The 19,010-nt window shown below is 55.7% G+C and carries 20 protein-coding genes and 1 riboswitch; of the genes, 10 read left to right on the top strand and 10 right to left on the bottom strand.

Annotated features, from left to right (window positions below):
- Nucleotides 1-250: 250 nt before the first annotated feature.
- The 3 genes from AC6T8Q_RS08660 (at nucleotide 251) to AC6T8Q_RS08650 (ending at nucleotide 2,712) form a co-directional block, all read left to right on the top strand.
- A complete protein-coding gene (locus AC6T8Q_RS08660; RefSeq protein ID WP_500678695.1) occupies nucleotides 251-922 on the top strand; it encodes a hypothetical protein in 672 nt (223 codons plus the stop codon).
- Nucleotides 923-1,125: 203 nt separating this feature from the next.
- Nucleotides 1,126-1,363: riboswitch (cobalamin riboswitch) on the top strand.
- Nucleotides 1,364-1,492: 129 nt separating this feature from the next.
- A complete protein-coding gene (locus AC6T8Q_RS08655; protein WP_500678694.1) occupies nucleotides 1,493-1,690 on the top strand; it encodes a C1orf53 family protein in 198 nt (65 codons plus the stop codon).
- A gap of 212 nt (nucleotides 1,691-1,902) precedes the next feature.
- On the top strand, nucleotides 1,903-2,712 hold the full coding sequence (locus AC6T8Q_RS08650) for a DUF1570 domain-containing protein (RefSeq protein ID WP_500678693.1): 810 nt from the start codon (nucleotides 1,903-1,905) through the stop codon (nucleotides 2,710-2,712).
- A gap of 205 nt (nucleotides 2,713-2,917) precedes the next feature.
- Here the strand turns inward: AC6T8Q_RS08650 and AC6T8Q_RS08645 are convergent, their stop codons facing one another.
- From AC6T8Q_RS08645 to AC6T8Q_RS08630, 4 genes are all read right to left on the bottom strand, one after another.
- Complete coding sequence (locus tag AC6T8Q_RS08645; protein WP_500678692.1) at nucleotides 2,918-3,931, bottom strand: SDR family NAD(P)-dependent oxidoreductase; 1,014 nt, start codon at nucleotides 3,929-3,931, stop codon at nucleotides 2,918-2,920.
- The gene (locus AC6T8Q_RS08640) at nucleotides 3,928-5,106 is read right to left on the bottom strand and encodes a zinc-dependent alcohol dehydrogenase (protein WP_500678691.1); all 1,179 of its coding nucleotides are present in this window, start codon (nucleotides 5,104-5,106) and stop codon (nucleotides 3,928-3,930) included. Before AC6T8Q_RS08640 ends, AC6T8Q_RS08645 begins: the two co-directional genes overlap by 4 nt.
- 14 nt (nucleotides 5,107-5,120) lie before the next feature.
- Complete coding sequence (locus tag AC6T8Q_RS08635) at nucleotides 5,121-5,918, bottom strand: SRPBCC family protein (RefSeq protein WP_500678690.1); 798 nt, start codon at nucleotides 5,916-5,918, stop codon at nucleotides 5,121-5,123.
- Between the two features lie 246 nt (nucleotides 5,919-6,164).
- Entirely contained in the window at nucleotides 6,165-6,986 is an 822-nt protein-coding gene (locus tag AC6T8Q_RS08630; RefSeq protein ID WP_500678689.1) for a hypothetical protein, read from the bottom strand.
- A 61-nt stretch (nucleotides 6,987-7,047) separates the two neighbouring features.
- On the opposite strand from AC6T8Q_RS08630, the gene AC6T8Q_RS08625 reads away from it, so the two are divergent.
- Nucleotides 7,048-7,317: a MoaD/ThiS family protein gene (locus tag AC6T8Q_RS08625; RefSeq protein ID WP_500678688.1), complete on the top strand. Its 270-nt coding sequence runs from the start codon at nucleotides 7,048-7,050 to the stop codon at nucleotides 7,315-7,317.
- A gap of 42 nt (nucleotides 7,318-7,359) precedes the next feature.
- Nucleotides 7,360-8,478, top strand: a complete 1,119-nt coding sequence (locus AC6T8Q_RS08620) for a WD40/YVTN/BNR-like repeat-containing protein (RefSeq protein ID WP_500678687.1) — start codon at nucleotides 7,360-7,362, stop codon at nucleotides 8,476-8,478.
- On the opposite strand, the gene AC6T8Q_RS08615 is transcribed toward AC6T8Q_RS08620, so the two are convergent.
- From AC6T8Q_RS08615 to AC6T8Q_RS08600, 4 genes are all read right to left on the bottom strand, one after another.
- A complete protein-coding gene (locus AC6T8Q_RS08615; protein WP_500678686.1) occupies nucleotides 8,475-9,521 on the bottom strand; it encodes a type II secretion system F family protein in 1,047 nt (348 codons plus the stop codon). The two genes, AC6T8Q_RS08620 and AC6T8Q_RS08615, sit on opposite strands and share 4 nt — an antisense overlap.
- 20 nt (nucleotides 9,522-9,541) lie before the next feature.
- Nucleotides 9,542-9,985, bottom strand: coding sequence for a nucleoside deaminase (locus tag AC6T8Q_RS08610; RefSeq protein ID WP_500678685.1), 444 nt, complete (start codon nucleotides 9,983-9,985; stop codon nucleotides 9,542-9,544).
- 9 nt (nucleotides 9,986-9,994) lie between these two features.
- Nucleotides 9,995-11,629: an adenine deaminase gene (gene ade, locus AC6T8Q_RS08605; protein WP_500678684.1), complete on the bottom strand. Its 1,635-nt coding sequence runs from the start codon at nucleotides 11,627-11,629 to the stop codon at nucleotides 9,995-9,997.
- A 101-nt stretch (nucleotides 11,630-11,730) separates the two neighbouring features.
- The gene (locus AC6T8Q_RS08600) at nucleotides 11,731-13,062 is read right to left on the bottom strand and encodes a hypothetical protein (protein WP_500678683.1); all 1,332 of its coding nucleotides are present in this window, start codon (nucleotides 13,060-13,062) and stop codon (nucleotides 11,731-11,733) included.
- 225 nt (nucleotides 13,063-13,287) lie between these two features.
- On the opposite strand from AC6T8Q_RS08600, the gene AC6T8Q_RS08595 reads away from it, so the two are divergent.
- Nucleotides 13,288-14,550, top strand: a complete 1,263-nt coding sequence (locus AC6T8Q_RS08595; RefSeq protein WP_500678682.1) for an ornithine cyclodeaminase, nickel-pincer nucleotide-dependent — start codon at nucleotides 13,288-13,290, stop codon at nucleotides 14,548-14,550.
- A gap of 47 nt (nucleotides 14,551-14,597) precedes the next feature.
- On the top strand, nucleotides 14,598-15,425 hold the full coding sequence (locus AC6T8Q_RS08590) for a dimethylarginine dimethylaminohydrolase family protein (RefSeq protein WP_500678681.1): 828 nt from the start codon (nucleotides 14,598-14,600) through the stop codon (nucleotides 15,423-15,425).
- Nucleotides 15,426-15,521: 96 nt separating this feature from the next.
- Here the strand turns inward: AC6T8Q_RS08590 and AC6T8Q_RS08585 are convergent, their stop codons facing one another.
- Nucleotides 15,522-16,100, bottom strand: coding sequence for an isochorismatase family protein (locus AC6T8Q_RS08585; RefSeq protein WP_500678680.1), 579 nt, complete (start codon nucleotides 16,098-16,100; stop codon nucleotides 15,522-15,524).
- Nucleotides 16,101-16,277: 177 nt separating this feature from the next.
- Between AC6T8Q_RS08585 and AC6T8Q_RS08580 the strand changes: the two genes are divergently transcribed.
- The 3 genes from AC6T8Q_RS08580 (at nucleotide 16,278) to hslU (ending at nucleotide 18,528) form a co-directional block, all read left to right on the top strand.
- Complete coding sequence (locus AC6T8Q_RS08580) at nucleotides 16,278-16,460, top strand: hypothetical protein (protein ID WP_496918929.1); 183 nt, start codon at nucleotides 16,278-16,280, stop codon at nucleotides 16,458-16,460.
- 191 nt (nucleotides 16,461-16,651) lie between these two features.
- A complete protein-coding gene (gene hslV, locus AC6T8Q_RS08575; protein WP_496918928.1) occupies nucleotides 16,652-17,185 on the top strand; it encodes an ATP-dependent protease subunit HslV in 534 nt (177 codons plus the stop codon).
- Nucleotides 17,182-18,528 (top strand): ATP-dependent protease ATPase subunit HslU, encoded by a 1,347-nt coding sequence (gene hslU / locus AC6T8Q_RS08570; RefSeq protein ID WP_496918927.1) that lies wholly within the window; start codon nucleotides 17,182-17,184, stop codon nucleotides 18,526-18,528. The genes hslV and hslU overlap by 4 nt, the downstream gene beginning before the upstream one ends.
- 128 nt (nucleotides 18,529-18,656) lie before the next feature.
- Here the strand turns inward: hslU and tsaE are convergent.
- On the bottom strand, nucleotides 18,657-19,010 hold a 354-nt coding region (tsaE, locus tag AC6T8Q_RS08565; RefSeq protein WP_500678679.1), incomplete at its 5' end, for a tRNA (adenosine(37)-N6)-threonylcarbamoyltransferase complex ATPase subunit type 1 TsaE.

The raw sequence follows: 19,010 nt of genomic DNA, 5'->3' as shown, positions 1-19,010 counted from the left end.
AAAAACTGATATGGTTGGGGAGAACAAAGGGGACAGGTCCATATAGGCTAGATATGGACCTGTCCCCTTTCTTCCTCCCAGGCAAGTCGGCGTTGCCCGAAAGTACGGACTTCCCTTGGTATGGCACGTTCGACGACAGGATATGAGCTCATTTCGTAATGTGCTTGGCGAATTAGGTGATCAGATAACTATCATCCCGTACGATCCAACATTCTAACCTCTCTAAATGTTAAACCGCTACAAATTCAGCATGAGATTCCCTCCGGAGGCTAACCTGCGAGTTGAGGAAGTTGCTTCGTTCCTCGGCTTGATGCAACAGGCATTCCGTGTAACCAACTGGCGTACCGGTCGCGATGAAGTATTTGAGGTCAGCACCAAGACAGTGAGTCGCTATTTGGACGAGGAAGGGCGAATTCGTCCGTCCTCCCCAGGTGGAATTATAACGCTAGGTCCAGTAGAGGGTTCTTATCCAATAATGATTAGCGCTTCCACTGGATCAAGCGAATACGTCTGGGATTTCATGTGGGTCGATTTCCATGCCACCGATCCCGTACCGGATCTGTCGTATTTCCGTCGCTGCATTGAAAGTTGTCGTCCAACAGTGGCTGAGATAAGTCACTCCGACAATTTGGAAACACTGAGATTTAGTGACAGAGCTTATGATCAAGGCCGGAAAGGTGTTAGCAAGCGTCCAGTCATCATCAATTGGTTTCACTACTTCAACACACAAATGGCGGACACTTTTGGGGGGGTGGCGCATTGCATGGAGATACCGGCCTACAAGGTTGAACACTTCTGCGACGGGATACTCATCCAATTGACTCCTGAAGCCTTTAATCCAACCAGCGAGACGGACCTCGCCACACAACGCAATGCCATGGATTTTCTGGGATTGCCCTGGGATTTCAAAAAGGAAGCGTAGCTAGTCACGGCTAACGGGCATCCCGTAACGAGAAAAGCCAGGGAAAAGATTAGGGGTAGGGAGTCTTAAAAACAAGGAGCTGATTATCGACTTCGGCCTCAACGCCCAGCCTTTCGGCGTCCCGACTGAACCCGTTCCAATAACCCAGCGGTTGGTCACCAACTCCTACAAAATTGCTTGACTCTTCTCTTGGCTACTGATACCTTGAGCCTCACTGTCATGGTGGTCGGTCGCAGAGTTTTTCTCCGATCGACGAACAGGGAATCCGGTGCCAGATTCTTCGAGAATCTTAGTCCGGGACGGCCCCGCCGCTGTGACCAAGCGTGAAGATGGGTTCAATTCTTAGGGCCATTGCGGCTGATTTTCTCGGAAATTCGCCGCGAGAAGGCCGAACCGATCGAGCTTGGGAGTCAGAAGACCTACCACGACGGATAGATGAAGCCTTCGCGCGGGATGAAGGCCAGTCGCACTTTGCCAGTCGAAAGTTGCCCTGCCGCAATTTTGTTGCGCCCTTACTCTTGGTTTGTCCTTACAAAGGGTCCGTGTGCATTGCTGCGCACTTTGTCTGTCATGAATAAGTTGGATTCCGCTGCGCCGGACGCAGCGAATGAATTGCGCGCGGGCGTCGACTATTACGTCGAACGTGGTTTGGTGGTGTTTACCGCGGAGTATTTGCTCAAACGCGGCTGGTGCTGCGGCAATGGTTGTCGGCACTGTCCGTTTGAATGTGAGCCGCAATCAGAGTTGCGACAGAATGCAATCGAATGACAATCGTTTGGCTCACTTGTCGCGGGCGATGTTTTGGATTGGCGACGAGACGCGCATGGTGGTAAAAACCGGGGAAACTGCGCTGCTAGCTCGTTAATTCGCCGGGCTTATTGATCTTCGGGATTTGCTAGCAAGTCGGTACAATTCCCCGCAACGGTCACCACGGAGGGAGCCGTATTGGCGTTGGATACTCGCAGTGCGCGAGTCGTGGAATGCTCGCTCGCCCCTGGATTCGAACCGCCGCGCTATGGCTAGTAATTCTCGCGGGCGGTGTATGCGCGGGTTGCCAACTCTTGCACAAGCAAAAGCATTGGGATGCGTTTCCTTATGAACATCCTTGCGGGCAGCTTGTCATCCACAGTGATTCGCCGCTCGCGGGTCAACAACGACTGATCAACGAGCTCGTCGAACAGCGTGAGTGGATCAACACACGACTGGGTCTCACCCCCAACGACAAGCCAATTCATATTTATCTGTATGCTGACGAATCGAGTTATACGAAGTTCTTGAATCTGCGCTTCCCCGAGATGAATACGCGGCGGGCGATTTTTGTTGGGACGAACACCGATCTGACGGTCTATGCGCACTGGAGCGATCAAGTGGCCGTCGATCTGCGGCATGAAGTGGCTCACGGCTACCTGCATGCGGCCGTGCCTCATTTGCCGTTGTGGCTCGACGAAGGGCTGGCCGAGTATTTTGAAGTCGGTCGTGGCCGTAGGGGGTATAACGAAGCCCATATCGAAATGCTCGTCAAGCAAGCGGAAGCGGGAACCTGGCAGCCCGATTTAGCGCGGCTGGAATCGTTGACTTCCGCCGCCGATATGACGCAACAAGATTATGCGGAATCCTGGGCTTGGGTGCATTACTTGATTGAATCTGAAGACGGCAAGTCCGCGGTTCTCACAAGTTATTTGGCCGATCTCGTGACCCAGCCTCATGCCGATACACTGAGCGTTCGGATTTCCAAGCGGCTCGTAGGCCCACAGCTTGCCTTGCGCGAGCACGTGCGAACGTTGCACTGAGAGCCTTTCCGAACTGCCCGGGTGGCAGCGAGATAGCCGACCTGCAGAGGAATGAATGCGAGGTCGTTGTTGGCTTTCTTTTTAGCGCCGACGAGACAACACTAGGCAACAAGCACTTCGACCATTGAGACAAGAGAATTCCTTTCCCTATGACGACGACCAAATCTCGTTAGTTTCAGTCCACGGATAGGTTCTAAGCACGAGTTCACATTTCATTATTAGATTCCGCCGCTTGGTCGGTGAGCGTAGTCAGCAGCGAGGGTGATGCCCAGGAAGTCGAATGCTTGCCCAGAGCAGCGTGGTGTTGGATGCCTCCGGGATCGGGCAATAACCTGTTCGCGAGTCCCAACAAATCAGAGGTCAATTCAGGGGCCAGCGTATTAGCAAGGACTGCTAATTTTGCCGGTAGTGAAAGGGTCACTTTCGCTCGGCCGTAACGACAAGCACTTACAATCTTGCTGGCGGCGCGCTGGGCGCTCATGCTCAATAGAGGCAAAGAGGAACTGATGCTGAACCAAGCGTACTCCGCGCGATGCTTTCCTTTGAAAGTCGCATTGCGTGGGCTCCCTGTTCGCATCAATCCCGGGCAGATCGTTGTGACGTAAATTCCTTCCCGGAGTAATTCGGCACGTAAGCCGTCAGAGAATCCCACGAGCGCAAACTTGCTTGTTGAGTAGGGAAGCAAGTGAGGTATGGCGAGTTGCCCGCCAATCGAGGCGATGTTCACAATGCGACCAGCGCCGCGTTGCCGCATGATTGGCAGCACAGATTCAACCGCGTGGAGCACTCCCCAAAAATGTGTGTTCATGGCCTGCTCAAAGTCGGCATGCGTATGCGAATTCAAGGGGCCAACTTGAATAATGCCGGCATTGTTAATGAGCACGTCAATTCGTCCGTAGTCGTTGTTGACCGATTTTATGAAATGTTGAATCTGTGAGCGATCTTCCATATCGCACACCTGAGCGACCACCGGGACGCCGAGGGCAAGCAATTCCGACTGGGCCGTTTCAAGTCCGTTAACATCGCGGGCACAGATAGCGAGCTTGGCACCTTCGGCGGCAAACTGTCTCGCAAGGACGAGCCCCAACCCCCGCGAGCCTCCCGTGATGACAACGACCTTGTTTCTGAAGGTCGTGTACCGCGACGCAGCAGAGACGGCTTTCCAAGCGACATAACTCGCGGTCATGATTGCCAAGTTTTTCCAAGGACGTTCATTCATGGTGTCAACACAACCTTCGTGCACTCATTCTGCTGATTGCGAAAAAGATCATAAGCCTGCGGCGCTTCGCTCAAAGAAAAGCGATGCGAGATAATGTAGGTGGGATCAAAGCCCGGCTGGCCGTTGCCTTGAATTTTTTCAAGGAGTGTTGGTAAATAGCGGTGAACATGGGTTTGCCCCATCGCGAATTTAAGACCCTTGGCAAACGCCCCACCGAAGGGAAGTTTGTCGAGGTAGCCGCCGTAGACACCTGGAACCGAGACAGTCCCTCCCTTGCGGCAGCAATGAATAGCTTCACGCAGCACGTGCGAACGGTCAGTCGTGAGCATGAGCGCATGCTTCACGCGATCGTAAATGGCATCGGGCGCCGTGCCATGGGCTTCCATACCAACGGCATCAATGCAGGCGTCAGGGCCAATGCCACCGGTCATTTCGTTGAGGCGTTCAAACACGTCTTCTTGTGAAAAATCGATGGTCTCGGCTCTGGCAAAACGCCGGGCGAGATCCAGGCGATGAGGGTAATGATCGATGGCAATCACGCGACCCGCGCCAAACCACCACGCACTCTGGATGGCGAATTGTCCCACGGGGCCGCAACCCCAGACCGCGACAGTGTCGCCGGTTTGAATATTAGCGTTCTCGGCAGCCATATATCCGGTGGGCAAGATGTCCGTCAAAAAGAGAACCTGCTCATCGCTGAGCCCTTCTGGGATTTTGAAGGGGCCAACATCCGCGTAAGGAACGCGGACATATTCGGCCTGTCCACCTGCGTAGCCACCATAAATGTGCGAGTAACCAAACAGCCCAGAACCCGAGTAACCGTACAGGCGTTCCGCGACTCCCGCATTGGGATTGGAGTTATCACAGAGTGCCCAGAGTTTTCGGCTACAGAAAAAGCAGTTCCCGCAAGCGATCGTAAACGGCACAACGACGCGATCACCGACTTTTAAGTTCTTTACTCCCGAGCCAATTTCAACAACTTCCCCCATGAATTCATGGCCGAGAATATCACCAGCCTGCATGGAGGGTATGCATTTGTCGTAAAGATGCAGGTCCGAACCACAAATGGCGGTCGCGGTGACACGAATAATCGCATCTCGCGAGTTGATGATTTTGGGATCAGGAACGTCTTCGACACGCACGTCGTATTTTCCATACCAACACAAGGCTTTCATGATTTTTCTCGCTGTTAACTCGTGCCTTGGGGTTGCCCCGAGGTTGACGGAATTTCGCTTGCTTCCATTAAGCTTTTGAAATTGCGCAGGTCGTCGTCCAGTTTCGACTTCAGATCACCGCCGAACCACGACGCCAAATAATCTGCAATTTGGCCACCGGGCGGATTGTATTTCATGGACACGACGACAACAGTCCCGCGGTCGTTCTTGGTCGGTTCAAATTTCACGCTACCTGCGGTATCGATTTGGCTTCCCGGCAGTGATCGCCAAGCGACAAGTTCGTTTTCGTGATCCTTGAGTACTTCGGCATCCCACTCAATCTTTGTGTTGGCAGGACCCGCAGCGACCCAATGCGAGACGTTGCCATCACGCATTTCGACGGAGATCAGGTGCTTGAATACTTGCGGCAGGTTGGTGAGATTACGCCAAAAACTGTAAAGCTCTGAGGCGGGGCGATTGACCGTGAGATGTTTTTCTAGCTTGACGCCTTGCTGAGCGGGAATCACGGAATTTTTATTATGCGTTGCTGAGGAAATTCCAAGTTTCTCATAGCATGTGCAATGGCCCTTGGCGCCTCGATAAATCAAACTTGCCCCTAGGGCTGCTAAGAGCAAACCGCCCAGGTTGCCATTTTTTCGACCAGCTAACACGAAGGCCGCCCCACCGACGAGCGAAGCCATTCGCTCCGATGTTCCCACATTTTGAGGTGGTTCGGCTGAGCGCTGGGGTTCAATTCCAGCGGTTTTGACGGCACGGTGCTGAGGTTGCAGGACACGTTTTTCCCACGCGCGGACGACGGTATCGGATTCCATAGCGAAGTTCCCCTAAGTGTTGTTTGCATGCACACCAGAGAAGGGCAACTTGCATACCACTTACAAGTGCTGATAGGCGAGTAAGTTACTTTTTTAGAACTCCGTCAACATTCGCTCCGCATGTCCTTAAGCATTGCTATTCGGACCCTGGGGTGGATAGAATACTGCACGACCCGCATGGCAATGCCCCTGAGAGAACGCAGACTTCGCTTGTTTGATTCGCGGTTAGAATGTCCAAGCTATCACTTATCGTGCCTGGCGCGACTCCGGCATGACCGTTGGCGCGTAAATATAACGCACGAGAAACCATCCCAGTTTTAGGCGGCGAAAATGGACAGGCATATACTCGCCGTCGAGACCGCTGAAAAAGGCTTGCGGTTCGTCGGCTTGTTCTTTCACGACCCAGAGTCCTTCTTCATTGCCCGCCAATTGAAAAAGTAGCGTCTCTTCGGTGTTACGCTCGATCAACGAAATCGTGAGGCCGGTGCCGGGGACTTGTGGATTCTTAATCAGCATCAGCGTCCGTGGCTTGCCAATTGGGTAGGCCATGAACGGGCCCAGCGGTTCGATGTCGCCGTCATTGTCGGGCCAGTTGGAGAGCAGTTTTTCTGAAAGCTGATTGAATTCGGGTAGCGCGCCTGCCACCCGCCAGACTTGCCCCTGCCAGACAAGTTGCGGCCAGGTTGTGATGAGTGTCAGCCACCCCGCCAGTAGCAACATCAGCACCAGCCATGCCCGCACGCCGCGGTGAATTCCCGCGCCGGCCACCAACCCGGTAAAAATTCCAGCCGAGCTCGTAACCGCGGTGATGAATACGAACCATAACGCATCGACACGTGGCCAGAGGAGTGGTGGAACGACTGTGAGTGCCGATTCTTCGTTCCCGTAGGCAGCGATGTGCCGTTTGAAGGCGACCACCCCTTCGGCAAACTTGCCATCGCGGAGAATCCAAACTGTTGTACCCAGCAAAACCGCCACGTTCATGACCCAGCAGACCCGGATCACATTCCGCGACAGCAGCCAGCCACGCACACGCTTCCAGCGAGAATCGGCCTGGTCTTGATTCATCCCGATTTTTCCATTCTAGGAAGCTTCTCAAGCGTTTGCTTGTTGACAATAATCGAACGCTATGGCGGTCGTTCATTTTACCAGTCATTTGCAGTCGTTCGTCAACTGCGAACCGGTCCAAGTCGAGGGGAATACCGTCGGAGCTGCGCTGGCGGGTTCGCTAGCAGGCCGCGACCGGCTGCGGACTTATATTCTCGACGATCAGGGCCGTTTGCGTCGGCATGTGATGATCTTCGTCGACGGCGAAATCATTGCCGACCGCTTGGGACTTACGGACCCGATACAGGCTAACTCCGAAATTTATGTGATGCAGGCCCTTTCAGGGGGCTGAAAAATCTGTTCACAAATCTATTTGCATTCTTGAAGCGATACCATGTCTGACACGATTCACGTTTGTTCTCGGAAGGGATTGTTTACGCTTAGGCGGTCTGCCGCGGGAAAGTGGGAGATCGCAGACTTGGCATTTCTCGGCTCACCGGTGTCGATGTCGCTGGCCGATCCCCGTGATGGAAATTGGTACGCGGCGCTGGACTTAGGGCACTTTGGCGCGCATTTGCATCGCAGCAATGACCAGGGAAAAACATGGACCGAAGTCGCGGCACCAACCTATCCCGAGGGGGCAACGCTCCCCGATCGTATGCCGGAAGCCGATGGTTCGCACGCGATGAAGCCCGCGGCGCTCAAAGAAATTTGGGCCATGGAAACAGGGGGCGCTGGGAATCAAACGTTATGGTGCGGCACGATTCCGGGGGGACTCTTCCGCAGCGACGACGCGGGCGAGAGTTGGCAACTTGTTGAATCACTGTGGAATCGCCCGGAACGGATGAAGTGGTTTGGTGGCGGCAAGGATGAGCCGGGGATTCATTCGATCGCAGTCGATCCCAGGGATTCGCAGCACGTTGTGATTGGAATTTCCTGTGGCGGCGCCTGGCGGACTCGTGACGGCGGAGAGAATTGGGAATGTTGCAGCACGGGGCTTCGCGCTGAGTATATGCCCCCCGAGGAAGCCTACAATCCGGTGATTCAAGATCCGCATCGGCTCGTGGCCTGTCCGAGCGATTTCAACCATGCCTGGATTCAACACCACAATGGCATGTTCCACACCACCAACGGCTGTGAAAGTTGGGAGGAGATTACCGACGTCGAGCCGGCCGTGTTTGGCTTTGCCGTGGCCGTGCATCCGCGCGATCCCCAGACGGCGTGGTTTGTCCCGGCGATCAAGGATGAGTTTCGCATTCCCAAAGACGCCAAATTTGTCGTGACGAAAACGACGGACGGTGCGCAGAGTTTCCGGCAGATTTCCCAAGGATTGCCCACAGAAAAAGCCTACGATATCGTGTTTCGGCATGCGCTTGAAGTCGACGAAACAGGCGACCGCTTGGTGATGGGTTCCACAACGGGCAACCTGTGGATTTCAGAAGACAGTGGCGAATCGTGGCAGAATGTGTCGAGTAACTTGCCACCGATTTATGCGGTGCGGTTTGTCAGTTAGTTCGTAGTGAGGCTCTGAATCGTATCCACGTAGGACGAAAACATGCGGAAAATCATGACAATGATGAATCCCGCCACCAACAGCCAAATCACGTAGCCGGCGAATTGGGCGAGGATCGCGATCGCCATTCCCGAGCGTTCTTCGTATTCCGCCGCTTGGCGTTCCATGATTTCGACCATCCGGCCGCTTTCTTCGCCGACGGCAATACTGTCAATCAAGTCGCTGGGAAAGACGCGCGTGGCAATCAGTGCTTGGGTGACCGTTTGGCCTTGTTCGATCCGCCGGGCGACGTCTTCCGCGTGTCGTGAGTAGTAATCGTTGCCGGTGGCGTTGAGAGCGAGCGCGAGTGCCTTGCGAATATCCATCGGCGTGTCGAGCACGAGTTGCAAAGCCCATGTGAATTTCGCCAGCGCAAGCGTCTTGAAGGCCCCGCCGATGACGGGGATTGTCACGAGTGTGCGTTGCATGGAACGTGTCCAACCGGCACCCCGCCGGAGGGATTCAAAGAACACGATGAATAGGATCGTTAAGAGCAACAGGAAATTGACGTACTTGATGAGCCCCGGTGTGCCCACCAGCCCCCAGCCCAAGGAATCATACTGCACGCCCTGAGCCGTTTGGTTGACCGGCAGCATGCCCAGGATCAAAATCAACAACCCGATGACCAAGATCGCCATGCCGAGTTGGAGGACTGGCCAAGCGATGCGACCGAGAAACGCCCGTCGCGATGCCAGCACGCGGTCGTAGTTGCGTGCCAATCGCTTGTAAATTTCTCCGAGCCGGCCACTCACTTCACCAACCTCCACCATCTGTCGAAACAGGGGGGGATAATAATCTCCTGTCTGGCGGAGCGCATCGGTGATCGAATTGCCTCGGGCCAATTGATCGCTAATCAAACCTGCCGCCGCACGTTCACTGCGGGAGCCGCGGGTTGCTTCGTCGGTCCAGATTTTGCGATCTTGAATCCCCGCATTGGTGGCCGTCGCCAAGCGATGGCAAAGCTGGGCGAGCGACTTCAAGCGAATGCGAGGTGAGAACAGCATGGGAAAATCCGCCGGCCGAGTTAAACTTCGCCGATGTCCTCGTTCCACAATTCGGGACGGTCGGCGATAAACTGACGCATCAATTCTATGCACTCGGCATTGTCGACAATGGTTAGTTCCACGCCGCGTGAGCGGACATAGTCTTCAGGCCCCTGAAATGTGCGATTTTCACCGATCACGACTCGTGGAATGTTGTAGAGCAGGGCGGTGCCGCTGCACATGTCGCAGGGAGACAAGGTCGAGTAGAGCGTGGCGCGGCGGTAATCCTTCGGTTTGAGCCGTCCCGCGTTTTCGAGGCAATCCATCTCGGCGTGCAAGATCGCACTCCCCTTCTGCACCCGGCGATTGTGGCCGCGACCAACGATTTTGTTGTCGATCACCAACACCGAACCAATCGGAATCCCACCCTCGGTAAGGCCCGCCCGGGCTTCTTCGATCGCCGCTTCCATAAAGGGATCGCTCATTGTGTCTCCTTACTTGAGTAATGGTGTGAACTCAAACTTGCCGCCGTCGAACAAACCAAGATCACTCAGCTTGAGTGCTGGAATCACCAACAAGGCCATGAACGACAGCGTCATGTACGGGGCTCGCAAAGGTGAACCCCACGATTTTACGGCCTTATCGAGCTTTTGATAGGCTTCGGCAACTTCAGCGCAGGTGCCGGTCGCCATCAATCCCGCCACGGGGAGGGGCAGAACGAGTTTAATCTTCTCGGCCGCGCAAACGGCCGATAGGCCGCCTCCAGCGGTCATAACCTCATTGATCGCCGTCACGAGATCGTCATCATTAGTTCCCACGGCGATCACATTATGCGAATCATGGGCCACGCTCGAGGCCATCGCACCGCGCTTGAGCCCAAAATTTTTGATGAACGCAATCGCTGGCGGGGCTTTTTGGTAGCGGTTCATCACCACCAGCTTCAAAATATCGCGGTCGGTATCGCTCACCACGACGCCATCTTCGACTTGAGGCGGCAGCGGTAAACAGTTTGTAATCAACTGGCCGTCGAGCGCCTCAATCACCTGCAAAGTCTCTCCACCGGGTTTGACTTTGAGCTGGTCGGCGGTGACATAATCGGCCGTGAAATTGTTTACCACGTCCGGCTCGATTCGTGGGATCGTCGTTTCACCGTTTTCGGCCAAAAGCTGGCCATCAATCCACGTGCGGCTGACGTTAAAATCGTTGAGCGAATCGACTTCGATAAAATCCGCCGGATCTCCCACGCGAAGCTGGCCCACGTTAAGGCGGTAATGATCGATCGGATTGAGACATGCCGCTTCCAAGGCGTCAAAGACATTGATTCCGCGCTCGACGGCACGGCGGACTAAGCCATTAATATGACTGACTAACAATTCGTCGGGATGCTTGTCATCGCTGCACAGCATCGTTTGCTGCGGATACTCGCCTATGAGCGTGTACAGAGCATCAAAATTCCGCGCGGCGGAACCTTCGCGAATGGAAATCTTGCATCCCGCCGCGACCTTATTGAGGGCTTCTTCCTTCGTAAAACATTCGTGATCGGTCGAGATTCCAGCGGCGATGTATTTGGCAGCTTGCTCACCGCGCAAGCCGGGGGCATGGCCGTCGACGGGCTTCCCGACTTCCTGCGCCGCGGCGACTTTCGCCATGCATTCTGGGTCCCCGTGCAAGATGCCGGGGAAGTTCATCATCTCGCTCAGATACAAAATCCGTGGATTGGCGAGCAGCTCTCGAACTTCGTCGACGGTGATCGTCGCGCCGGCGGTTTCAAACGTCGTGGCCGGCACGCACGAGGGGGCACCAAAATTAAACTTGAATGGCGAAGCCGCGGCATTCGCCAGCATGTATTCCACACCGGCCACGCCCAGCACGTTGCCAATCTCGTGCGGATCGCTCACCGTGGCTACCGTGCCATGCGTCACTGCGGCGCGGGCGAACTCGCTCGGCACAAGCATTGAACTTTCCACATGCACATGGGCGTCGATGAAACCCGGCAGCAGGTATTTCTCCGGCTTGGCGTCGACGGGTTCAATGGCTGTGATCTTGCCATCGAGAAACTTGACTTCCGCGGCGAAAACTCGCTTGCCGCGAATATCGACCACATTTCCAACGACGCTTCCGGAATTCATACGCGATCTCATTTCATTCAACGAGCCGGTTCGCATCGCCGGACATAGGATTGTCTGGTCGAAACGAACCGGCTCGGTTCAATATTCATTCGTAAACGGGACTACGACTTTTTATGCCGGCGGCCTCCGCGACTGCGGCCTCGGGACGAAGAATTCTGCGGTTTGGCGGGTGCCTTGCTCCGCTGGGCCAGATTGCCATCGACGATCACGCCAATGGCGTCGTTCCAGGTTGGCAAATTGCGATGACCACTGCGGGCTTCGTCATCGCCATCGCCATCCATTTCATCATCATCGTCGTCATCGTCACCCTCGTCGTCGACGTGGGCAGCAACTCGGCGGCGGACCTGCGTGTCCTCTTCCTCATTTGAGGTTTCACCCTCTTCATCTCGACGGCCCCGTCCTCGCGGTCGTCGGCGACGTCGACGCTTCTCGGGCCGTTCATCCCCTTCCTCGGTGGACTCGCCATCGGTGTCCGCACTTTCAGAGTCACCAGCTTCCTCGTCGTCGATAGAAGTTCCTTCTTCGAGTTCGACATCATCTTCGGATTTCTCATCTTGTTCACCGCGTCTGCCGCGGCCCCGACCACGTCCACCACGTCGGCGTCGGCGGGGACGTTTCTTAGTCTCATCCGAGGCTTCTTCTTCGTCCTCGTCATCTTGAGATTTGTCGGGGATGTCCTCGGCGAAAACGGCTTCTTCACCTTCGGTGAACAAGAAGGATGATTCAACATTCGTCCGCGGCGAAACAAACGCGCTTCCCCAATTCACAGCGTCGGCCGAGAACAGGGCATCGAACGCGCTGCGTGCCGCCTCGCCCGAGATCCGCTGCTTCTCTTTCTCTTCTGCCGTTTGGGGTTCCGAGGTAGGAGCGGCGGTATCTTCAATCAACTCATCGTGTTCTTCGAAGACTTCCTCAAACACGATTTCCTCTTGAGCTTCCACCGGCTTTTCACGACGGCGATCACCACGACCACGCGGGCGCTCTTCCGAGCGTTCCGACTTTTTCTCTCGGGCGCGATCGTCGGAGCGCGAACGCTCAGGCCGCGGTCGACCTTCGCGGGGTTTATCGCTGCGAGATCTTTCCTCGCGAGGTCGTTCCTCACGTGGTTTGTCTTCTCGTGCCCGTTCTTCACGTGCTTTGGGCTCGCGTGGTTTTTCCGACCGTTGTGGTTCGGACTGCTTCTTGGCGATGGGTTCCGCCTTCTTGGGAACTGGTTCGGGTTCGGGAGGTACTTCCAAACCTAAGGACGACGCCAAGCCACTCCAATCGCTCGGGGCGACTGGTGGAGGGGCAACCTCGCTGCGCTCCTGGACCACCTTGGGCAATTCCTTGGGAGCTGGCTGTTTGCGCTCAAGTGCTTCGGGTTGGATTTCCACGCCCAGGTCGCCGATCAGTGAGTCCCAGGGCGAACCGTTTTCGTTTTCTTCGTTCATCATTGCTTACTTATATTGATTACCGTTTGCCGAAATCACCGCGCGGTTTCGGGCAAGCGGCCAAGTCATTCAGTTAGCCCCTTAATATATGGTGTTTTCGCAAATTCGGAAAGACACGCCGTTGTGGCCCGGTTTCGTCGGTTTTCGATTGATTCGGCTCAACTCCCGTGGGACTTACGACTACAATTCCCTGCAAAGACTCCTCTTGCCACTCCAGGTGAATTCATGACGCTGGAAACCACCGCCGCCGAACAGCATGGGCCGGTCGAAGACGTTGACGTCCGCGGCCACATCATCGACAGCCTCATCCTGCCCAAGGTTTTGGACCAAATCACGACCCTCGGTGGGCACTTTCGGATTAAGCACATCAGCATCGGCCAGGAACGCTCCGACCCCAGCTACGCGCTGGTCGAAGTTCGTGCCGAGACCGAGGACGCCCTGCAAACGATCCTTGCCCAAATTGCCGATCATGGCGCGGTCCCCACGGCGGGAACCGACTGCCGGTTGGTCGAGGCCGATATCGCCGGCGCGTTCCCCGAAGGTTTCTACAGCACGACCAACCAGGAAACCGAAGTCCGCCTCGACGGCAAATGGAATCCTGTCGCGCTTCAGGAGATGGATTGCGGGATCACGGTCGATCCCAAAACCAACGCCGCGCGGTGCGTGGCGATGTCCGACGTGGAAGTCGGCATGCCGATTGTTTTGGGCCACGCGGGGGTGCGGGTTTTTCCGTTGGAACGCGCCCAGCAGGATCACGCCTTCGCCTTTATGAACAGCGCGGTCTCGACCGAGAAACCCAAAGGGGTCGTCATCCGGCAGATCGCACAACTGCTGTTCGAGAATCGCAATGGCCCGGGCAAGTCCTTGCTCGTGGGTGGACCGGCCATTGTCCACACCGGCAGCGGTGCGCTGGTCGGCGAATTGATCCGCGGCGGATACATCCACAAGCTTTTCGCGGGGAATGCCTTAGCAACCCACGACATCGAGCAAGCGATCTTCGGCACGAGCCTCGGCGTGAACATTAGCGAAGGGAGCCTCGCCGATGCCGGCCACGAACACCACCTGCGGGCGATCAACCGCATCCGCCGAATTGGCTCGATCAAAGCCGCTGTTGACCAAGGCGTTGTCAAATCGGGCATTATGTATGAGTGCATCAAAAACAATGTCGATTTCATCCTGTCGGGCAGCATCCGCGATGATGGCCCGTTGCCGGATGTGATCACCGACGCGTTGGACAACCAACGACTCATGCGGGCCGCCATTCGCGATGTAACATTCTGCTTGATGATCGCCACGACGCTGCACTCCATCGCCGTCGGGAACATCCTCCCCGCGAGCGTGAAAGTTGTGTGCGTCGACATTAATCCCTCGACGGTCATCAAACTCAACGACCGCGGAAGTTTTCAAACGGTCGGCCTCGTGACCGATGTCGAACCGTTCCTGCGTGCGCTCGTGAGCGAAGTCAAACGGCTTGAGGAACAATCGTAACACTTACACGCCCAGGGATTGCAATCCCTGGGCTTAAGAGATTTCCCATGTCTACACCTCACATCCTCATGTGCCCGCCGACGCACTACGGCATCCACTATGAAATCAATCCGTGGATGAGCACCGCACGGCAGGCCGATCACGCGCTGGCGAACGAGCAATGGGCTGATCTTCGGGCGATCCTCGCCGGCACCGGGGCGATGATCTCCGAAGTCCCCGCTGTGGAAGGACTGCCCGATCTCGTGTTCACGGCCAATGCGGCGCTCGTGTTTCGTGATTCCGCCGTACTGGCCCACTTCAAACATCCGCAGCGCCAGGGCGAGGAACCTCACTTTCGTGCGTGGCTCGAAACTAACGGATGGCGCGTTAACTACCCTCCGGGTGGGATGTTTTTCGAGGGGGCGGGCGATGCATTGTTTTGTGGCGACACCTTATTCGCCGGCTATCGCATGCGGAGCGATGCCCGGGGTCACCAGCAAATCGGCGAAACGCTGGGCGTGCGCGTTCTGCCATTGGAACTGGTTGATCCTTACTATTACCATCTCGACACCTGTTTCTGTCCGCTGGCTCCCGGTGAAGCGATCTACTTCCCCGGCGCGTTCGACGACTACGGCCAGAAGGTCCTCACCGAACACGTTCCGCATCTGCACGCCATCGAGGAAGCCGAGGCGCGCAGCTTTGCCTGCAATGCGGTGGTCGTCGGCAAAACGGTGGTCACGAACACCGGCTGTCCGAATCTGCACGAACTTTTGCGTTTGCTTGGTTACACGCCGATCGAGACGCCGCTTTCTGAATTCGTGAAAGCCGGCGGCAGTGCGAAGTGCCTCACGTTACGACTCGACGGAGAAGAAGCGGCGGGGTGGAGGGCGTCATAGTTAATGACACTGCTGCCCCCGGGTGTGTGCTCGGCAGGACCTCGCAATCATCCGGGGCTAAATTTATTCGTGTATATCGTGGTTAATTCCGGGCGCTTACGCTGACGGCTCGCATTCTTTTACCAACTTGCTAATCTCCTTAAACTCCAGTGTGCCGGCTTGGTGGCACCATTCGAAGAGGGCGGCTTCGGTCGTAGTGAGTAGTGCACCCGAGGCTTCCATACGTTTGAGTGCGATTTCGTGGTCGATGGGGAATCTCGATCCCACGGCATCGGCGACCACGAACGTCTGATAGCCCGCGGCTAACAGATCGAGGACCGTTTGCTGGACACAGACGTGGGTTTCGATGCCGCAGACGACGACGCGCTCGATGCCGGCCGCTTGCCAATCGTCGAAGATCGCACTGCACGAGCCGCAACTGAACGTCATCTTGCTTACGGCTGCGCTCGTCAACCGCTGGGCGAGAATTGGCGCGGTGGGGCCGAGCTTCTCGGCATACTGTTCGGTGCAGGCGATGCGGACGCCGAGAATCTTCGCGCCATCGAGCAGTCGGCGAATATTCCAGGTAATCCGCGCGGCAACGGCTTGCACGGCAAGCAACCGTTCTTGGACGTCGATCACCAGCAGGGCCGTGTCGGCGGGTCGCATGAGCTCAGGGGATTTGGGGAGAGGCATGGGATGTAAGATTTACGATTTGAGATTTAAGATTTGAAAGATACGCCAAGCTGACACTCATGATATTCGCGGAGTACAATAACCACAAAGGCACGAAGATCACAAAGTTTAGTTCGGTTGCCATTTTTCTTTATTTGTTCTTCGTGCCACCTTTGTGCCATCGTGGTGAATTTTTTAATGAGCGACAAACCCGAACCCACGAAAGAGATTTGCCACTGGACGAAGTCGCAGCTCGAAAATCATTTTGGCCTGTTGGCGAAGATCGTGGTTGAGCCGACGTATGGCTGCACAAAATGTGGCCGCGCTGCGAATGCGAAGAAGTGGCTGTGCAAGCCAAAGAAGCTGCCGAAAGAAGATTGACCACAAAGCCACGAAGTACACAAAGTGGAAGTAACCACGAATCCTAACGAATATAGCGAATTTGATTTATTCGTGTGATTCGTGGTCCACAACTTCTTCGGGCAATATTCAAGCCCCTTGGCAGGTTTGGGGATGTGAGCGAAAATGATTTGCTTACATTCAATTTGAGTAGCAAGCCTGATTGAGCCTTTATGAAAATTCGTTCGACCACCATTCTTACCGTCCGGCATAACGGGCAAGTTGCCATCGGGGGCGACGGCCAAGTGACGATGGGTCAAACCGTCGTGAAGAGCGATGCCGTCAAGATTCGTCGTTTGATGGACGACAAAGTGCTGGTTGGTTTTGCTGGTGCAGCGGCCGACGCCTTTGCCTTGATGGAACGGCTCGAAGGGAAGTTGAAGGATCATCCCTCGAATCTGCCGCGGGCATGTACGGAGTTGGCCAAGGAGTGGCGAATGGATCGCGCGTTGAGAAGGCTCGAAGCGCTCGTGGCGGTGGTGAACGCCGAGCATTCGCTGCTCGTTTCCGGCACGGGCGACGTCATTCAACCGAGCGACGGCATTATCGGCATCGGCTCGGGCGGGAACTATGCGCTGTCGGCCGCGCGGGCACTCATTAAGCACAGCAATTTGTCAGCCGCCGAGATCGTACGGGCCGGGCTCGAAATTTCCGGCGAGATTTGCGTTTATTCCAACCGACACATCACAATTGAAGAGATCAAGTGAAGAATCTGACCCCGCGCGAAATTGTGGAACATCTCGACCGCCATATCGTCGGCCAGGCCGACGCGAAGCGTGCGGTGGCGATCGCGGTGCGTAACCGTTGGCGGCGGCAGCAACTCGACGACGAGATGCGCAAAGAAGTCGCTCCGAAAAATATTCTGATGATTGGCCCCACCGGCGTCGGCAAGACCGAGATCGCGCGGCGGCTGGCGAATTTGACCGGTGCGCCGTTTATCAAAATCGAAGCGACCAAATACACGGAAGTCGGTTACTATGGCCGCGACGTGGAGAGCATGGTTCGCGAGTTGGTCGAGAACGCAATCGGCTTGGTTCGCGAACGCGAAATGACCAACGTTAAGGAAGAAGCCGAGCGGCGTGTGACGGAGCGGCTACTGGATATGCTTGCGCCGATGCCGTCGTCGTTCGACGTAGGGGCGGACAGTGTGGATTCGCCGGAACGCTTCGAGCGGACACGTGAAAAGATGCGAGCGATGCTTGTTGGCGGCGAGCTTGAGAATCGCAACGTCGAGATCACGATCGAGCAAAAGGCCCACGCGATGATGATTCCGGGGTTGGCTGGTCCCGGCGGCGACACGATGGATTTCGATATGCAGGGGATGCTCGAAAAAATCCTGCCGAAGAATGTCTCCCGCCGCGAGATGACGGTCGCCGAAGCTCGCAAGGTGCTGTTCGATCAGGAGTGCGAGGCGCTCATCAATCAAGAAAAGGTGAATGCCCAGGCGGTGGAGCTTGCCGAGAACACGGGCATGATCTTTATCGACGAACTCGATAAAGTGGTCGCGAGCGATGGAGGTCGCGGGGCGGACGTATCGCGGCAGGGTGTGCAGCGTGATTTGCTGCCGATTGTTGAAGGAACGACCGTGCAAACGCGGTATGGCTATGTGAAAACAGATCACGTGCTGTTCATCGCGGCGGGGGCGTTTCACACGACCAAACCGAGCGACCTGATGCCGGAGCTACAAGGACGCTTTCCGATTCGCGTGGAGTTGGAAGCGTTGGTGAAGGACGATTTCGTGCGGATTCTTTCCGAACCACGCAACGCGCTGACCAAGCAATATGTGGCCCTGATGCAGACCGAAGGGGTCGACGTTGATTTCAAGACCGACGCGATCGAGGCTCTGGCCGAATTTGCGTTTCAGGTCAATCAAAAGACGCAGAACATCGGCGCGCGGCGATTGCATACTATCTTGGAGCGGCTGCTGGAAGAACTGAGCTTTGCCGCGCCGGACATGAAGATGGGCCGCGTGGAAATCAACGCGGCGTATGTGAAAGAGCGCCTGGCGGATATCGTGCAGGATGAGGATCAGAGTAAGTATATTCTTTAACCACGAAAGATATGTGTACTTGTCATTCTGAGGGGAGTTCCGCGACCCGAAGAATCTAGCTTCAGTCTTCACACGCTCTCATCGCGTGATGGTGCTGCAGGCCAGATCCTTCGGTCGCCTAGGCTCTCTCAGGATGACGATTGGTTCTGTTTTTCGTGGTTTCTTAATTCTTCCACAAGCGGATCGTACTTCGTTCCCACCGCCGTGATGGTGAATTCCCGTTCGGTTTCGCCGACGGGGGCAATTTCGATTTTCAGATAATCGTTGGGCAGAATCTCGGCGAAGCGGTCGGCCCATTCGACAAACGTCACCCCCGCACCTGAGAAATATTCCTCGGGGCCAAGTTCCAGAAACTCATCTTCATCGCGGAGGCGATAAGTATCAAAGTGATAAACAGGCAGGCGGCCGGCGCGGTATTCATTCACTAACACGAACGTGGGACTAGGGATTCCGTCCCGAGGATTGCCGAGCGCTGCGGCGAC

Source organism: Bythopirellula sp. (assembly GCF_041737835.1).
Lineage (GTDB): Bacteria > Planctomycetota > Planctomycetia > Pirellulales > Lacipirellulaceae > Bythopirellula.
This window is presented reverse-complemented; position numbering and strand designations above follow the sequence as displayed.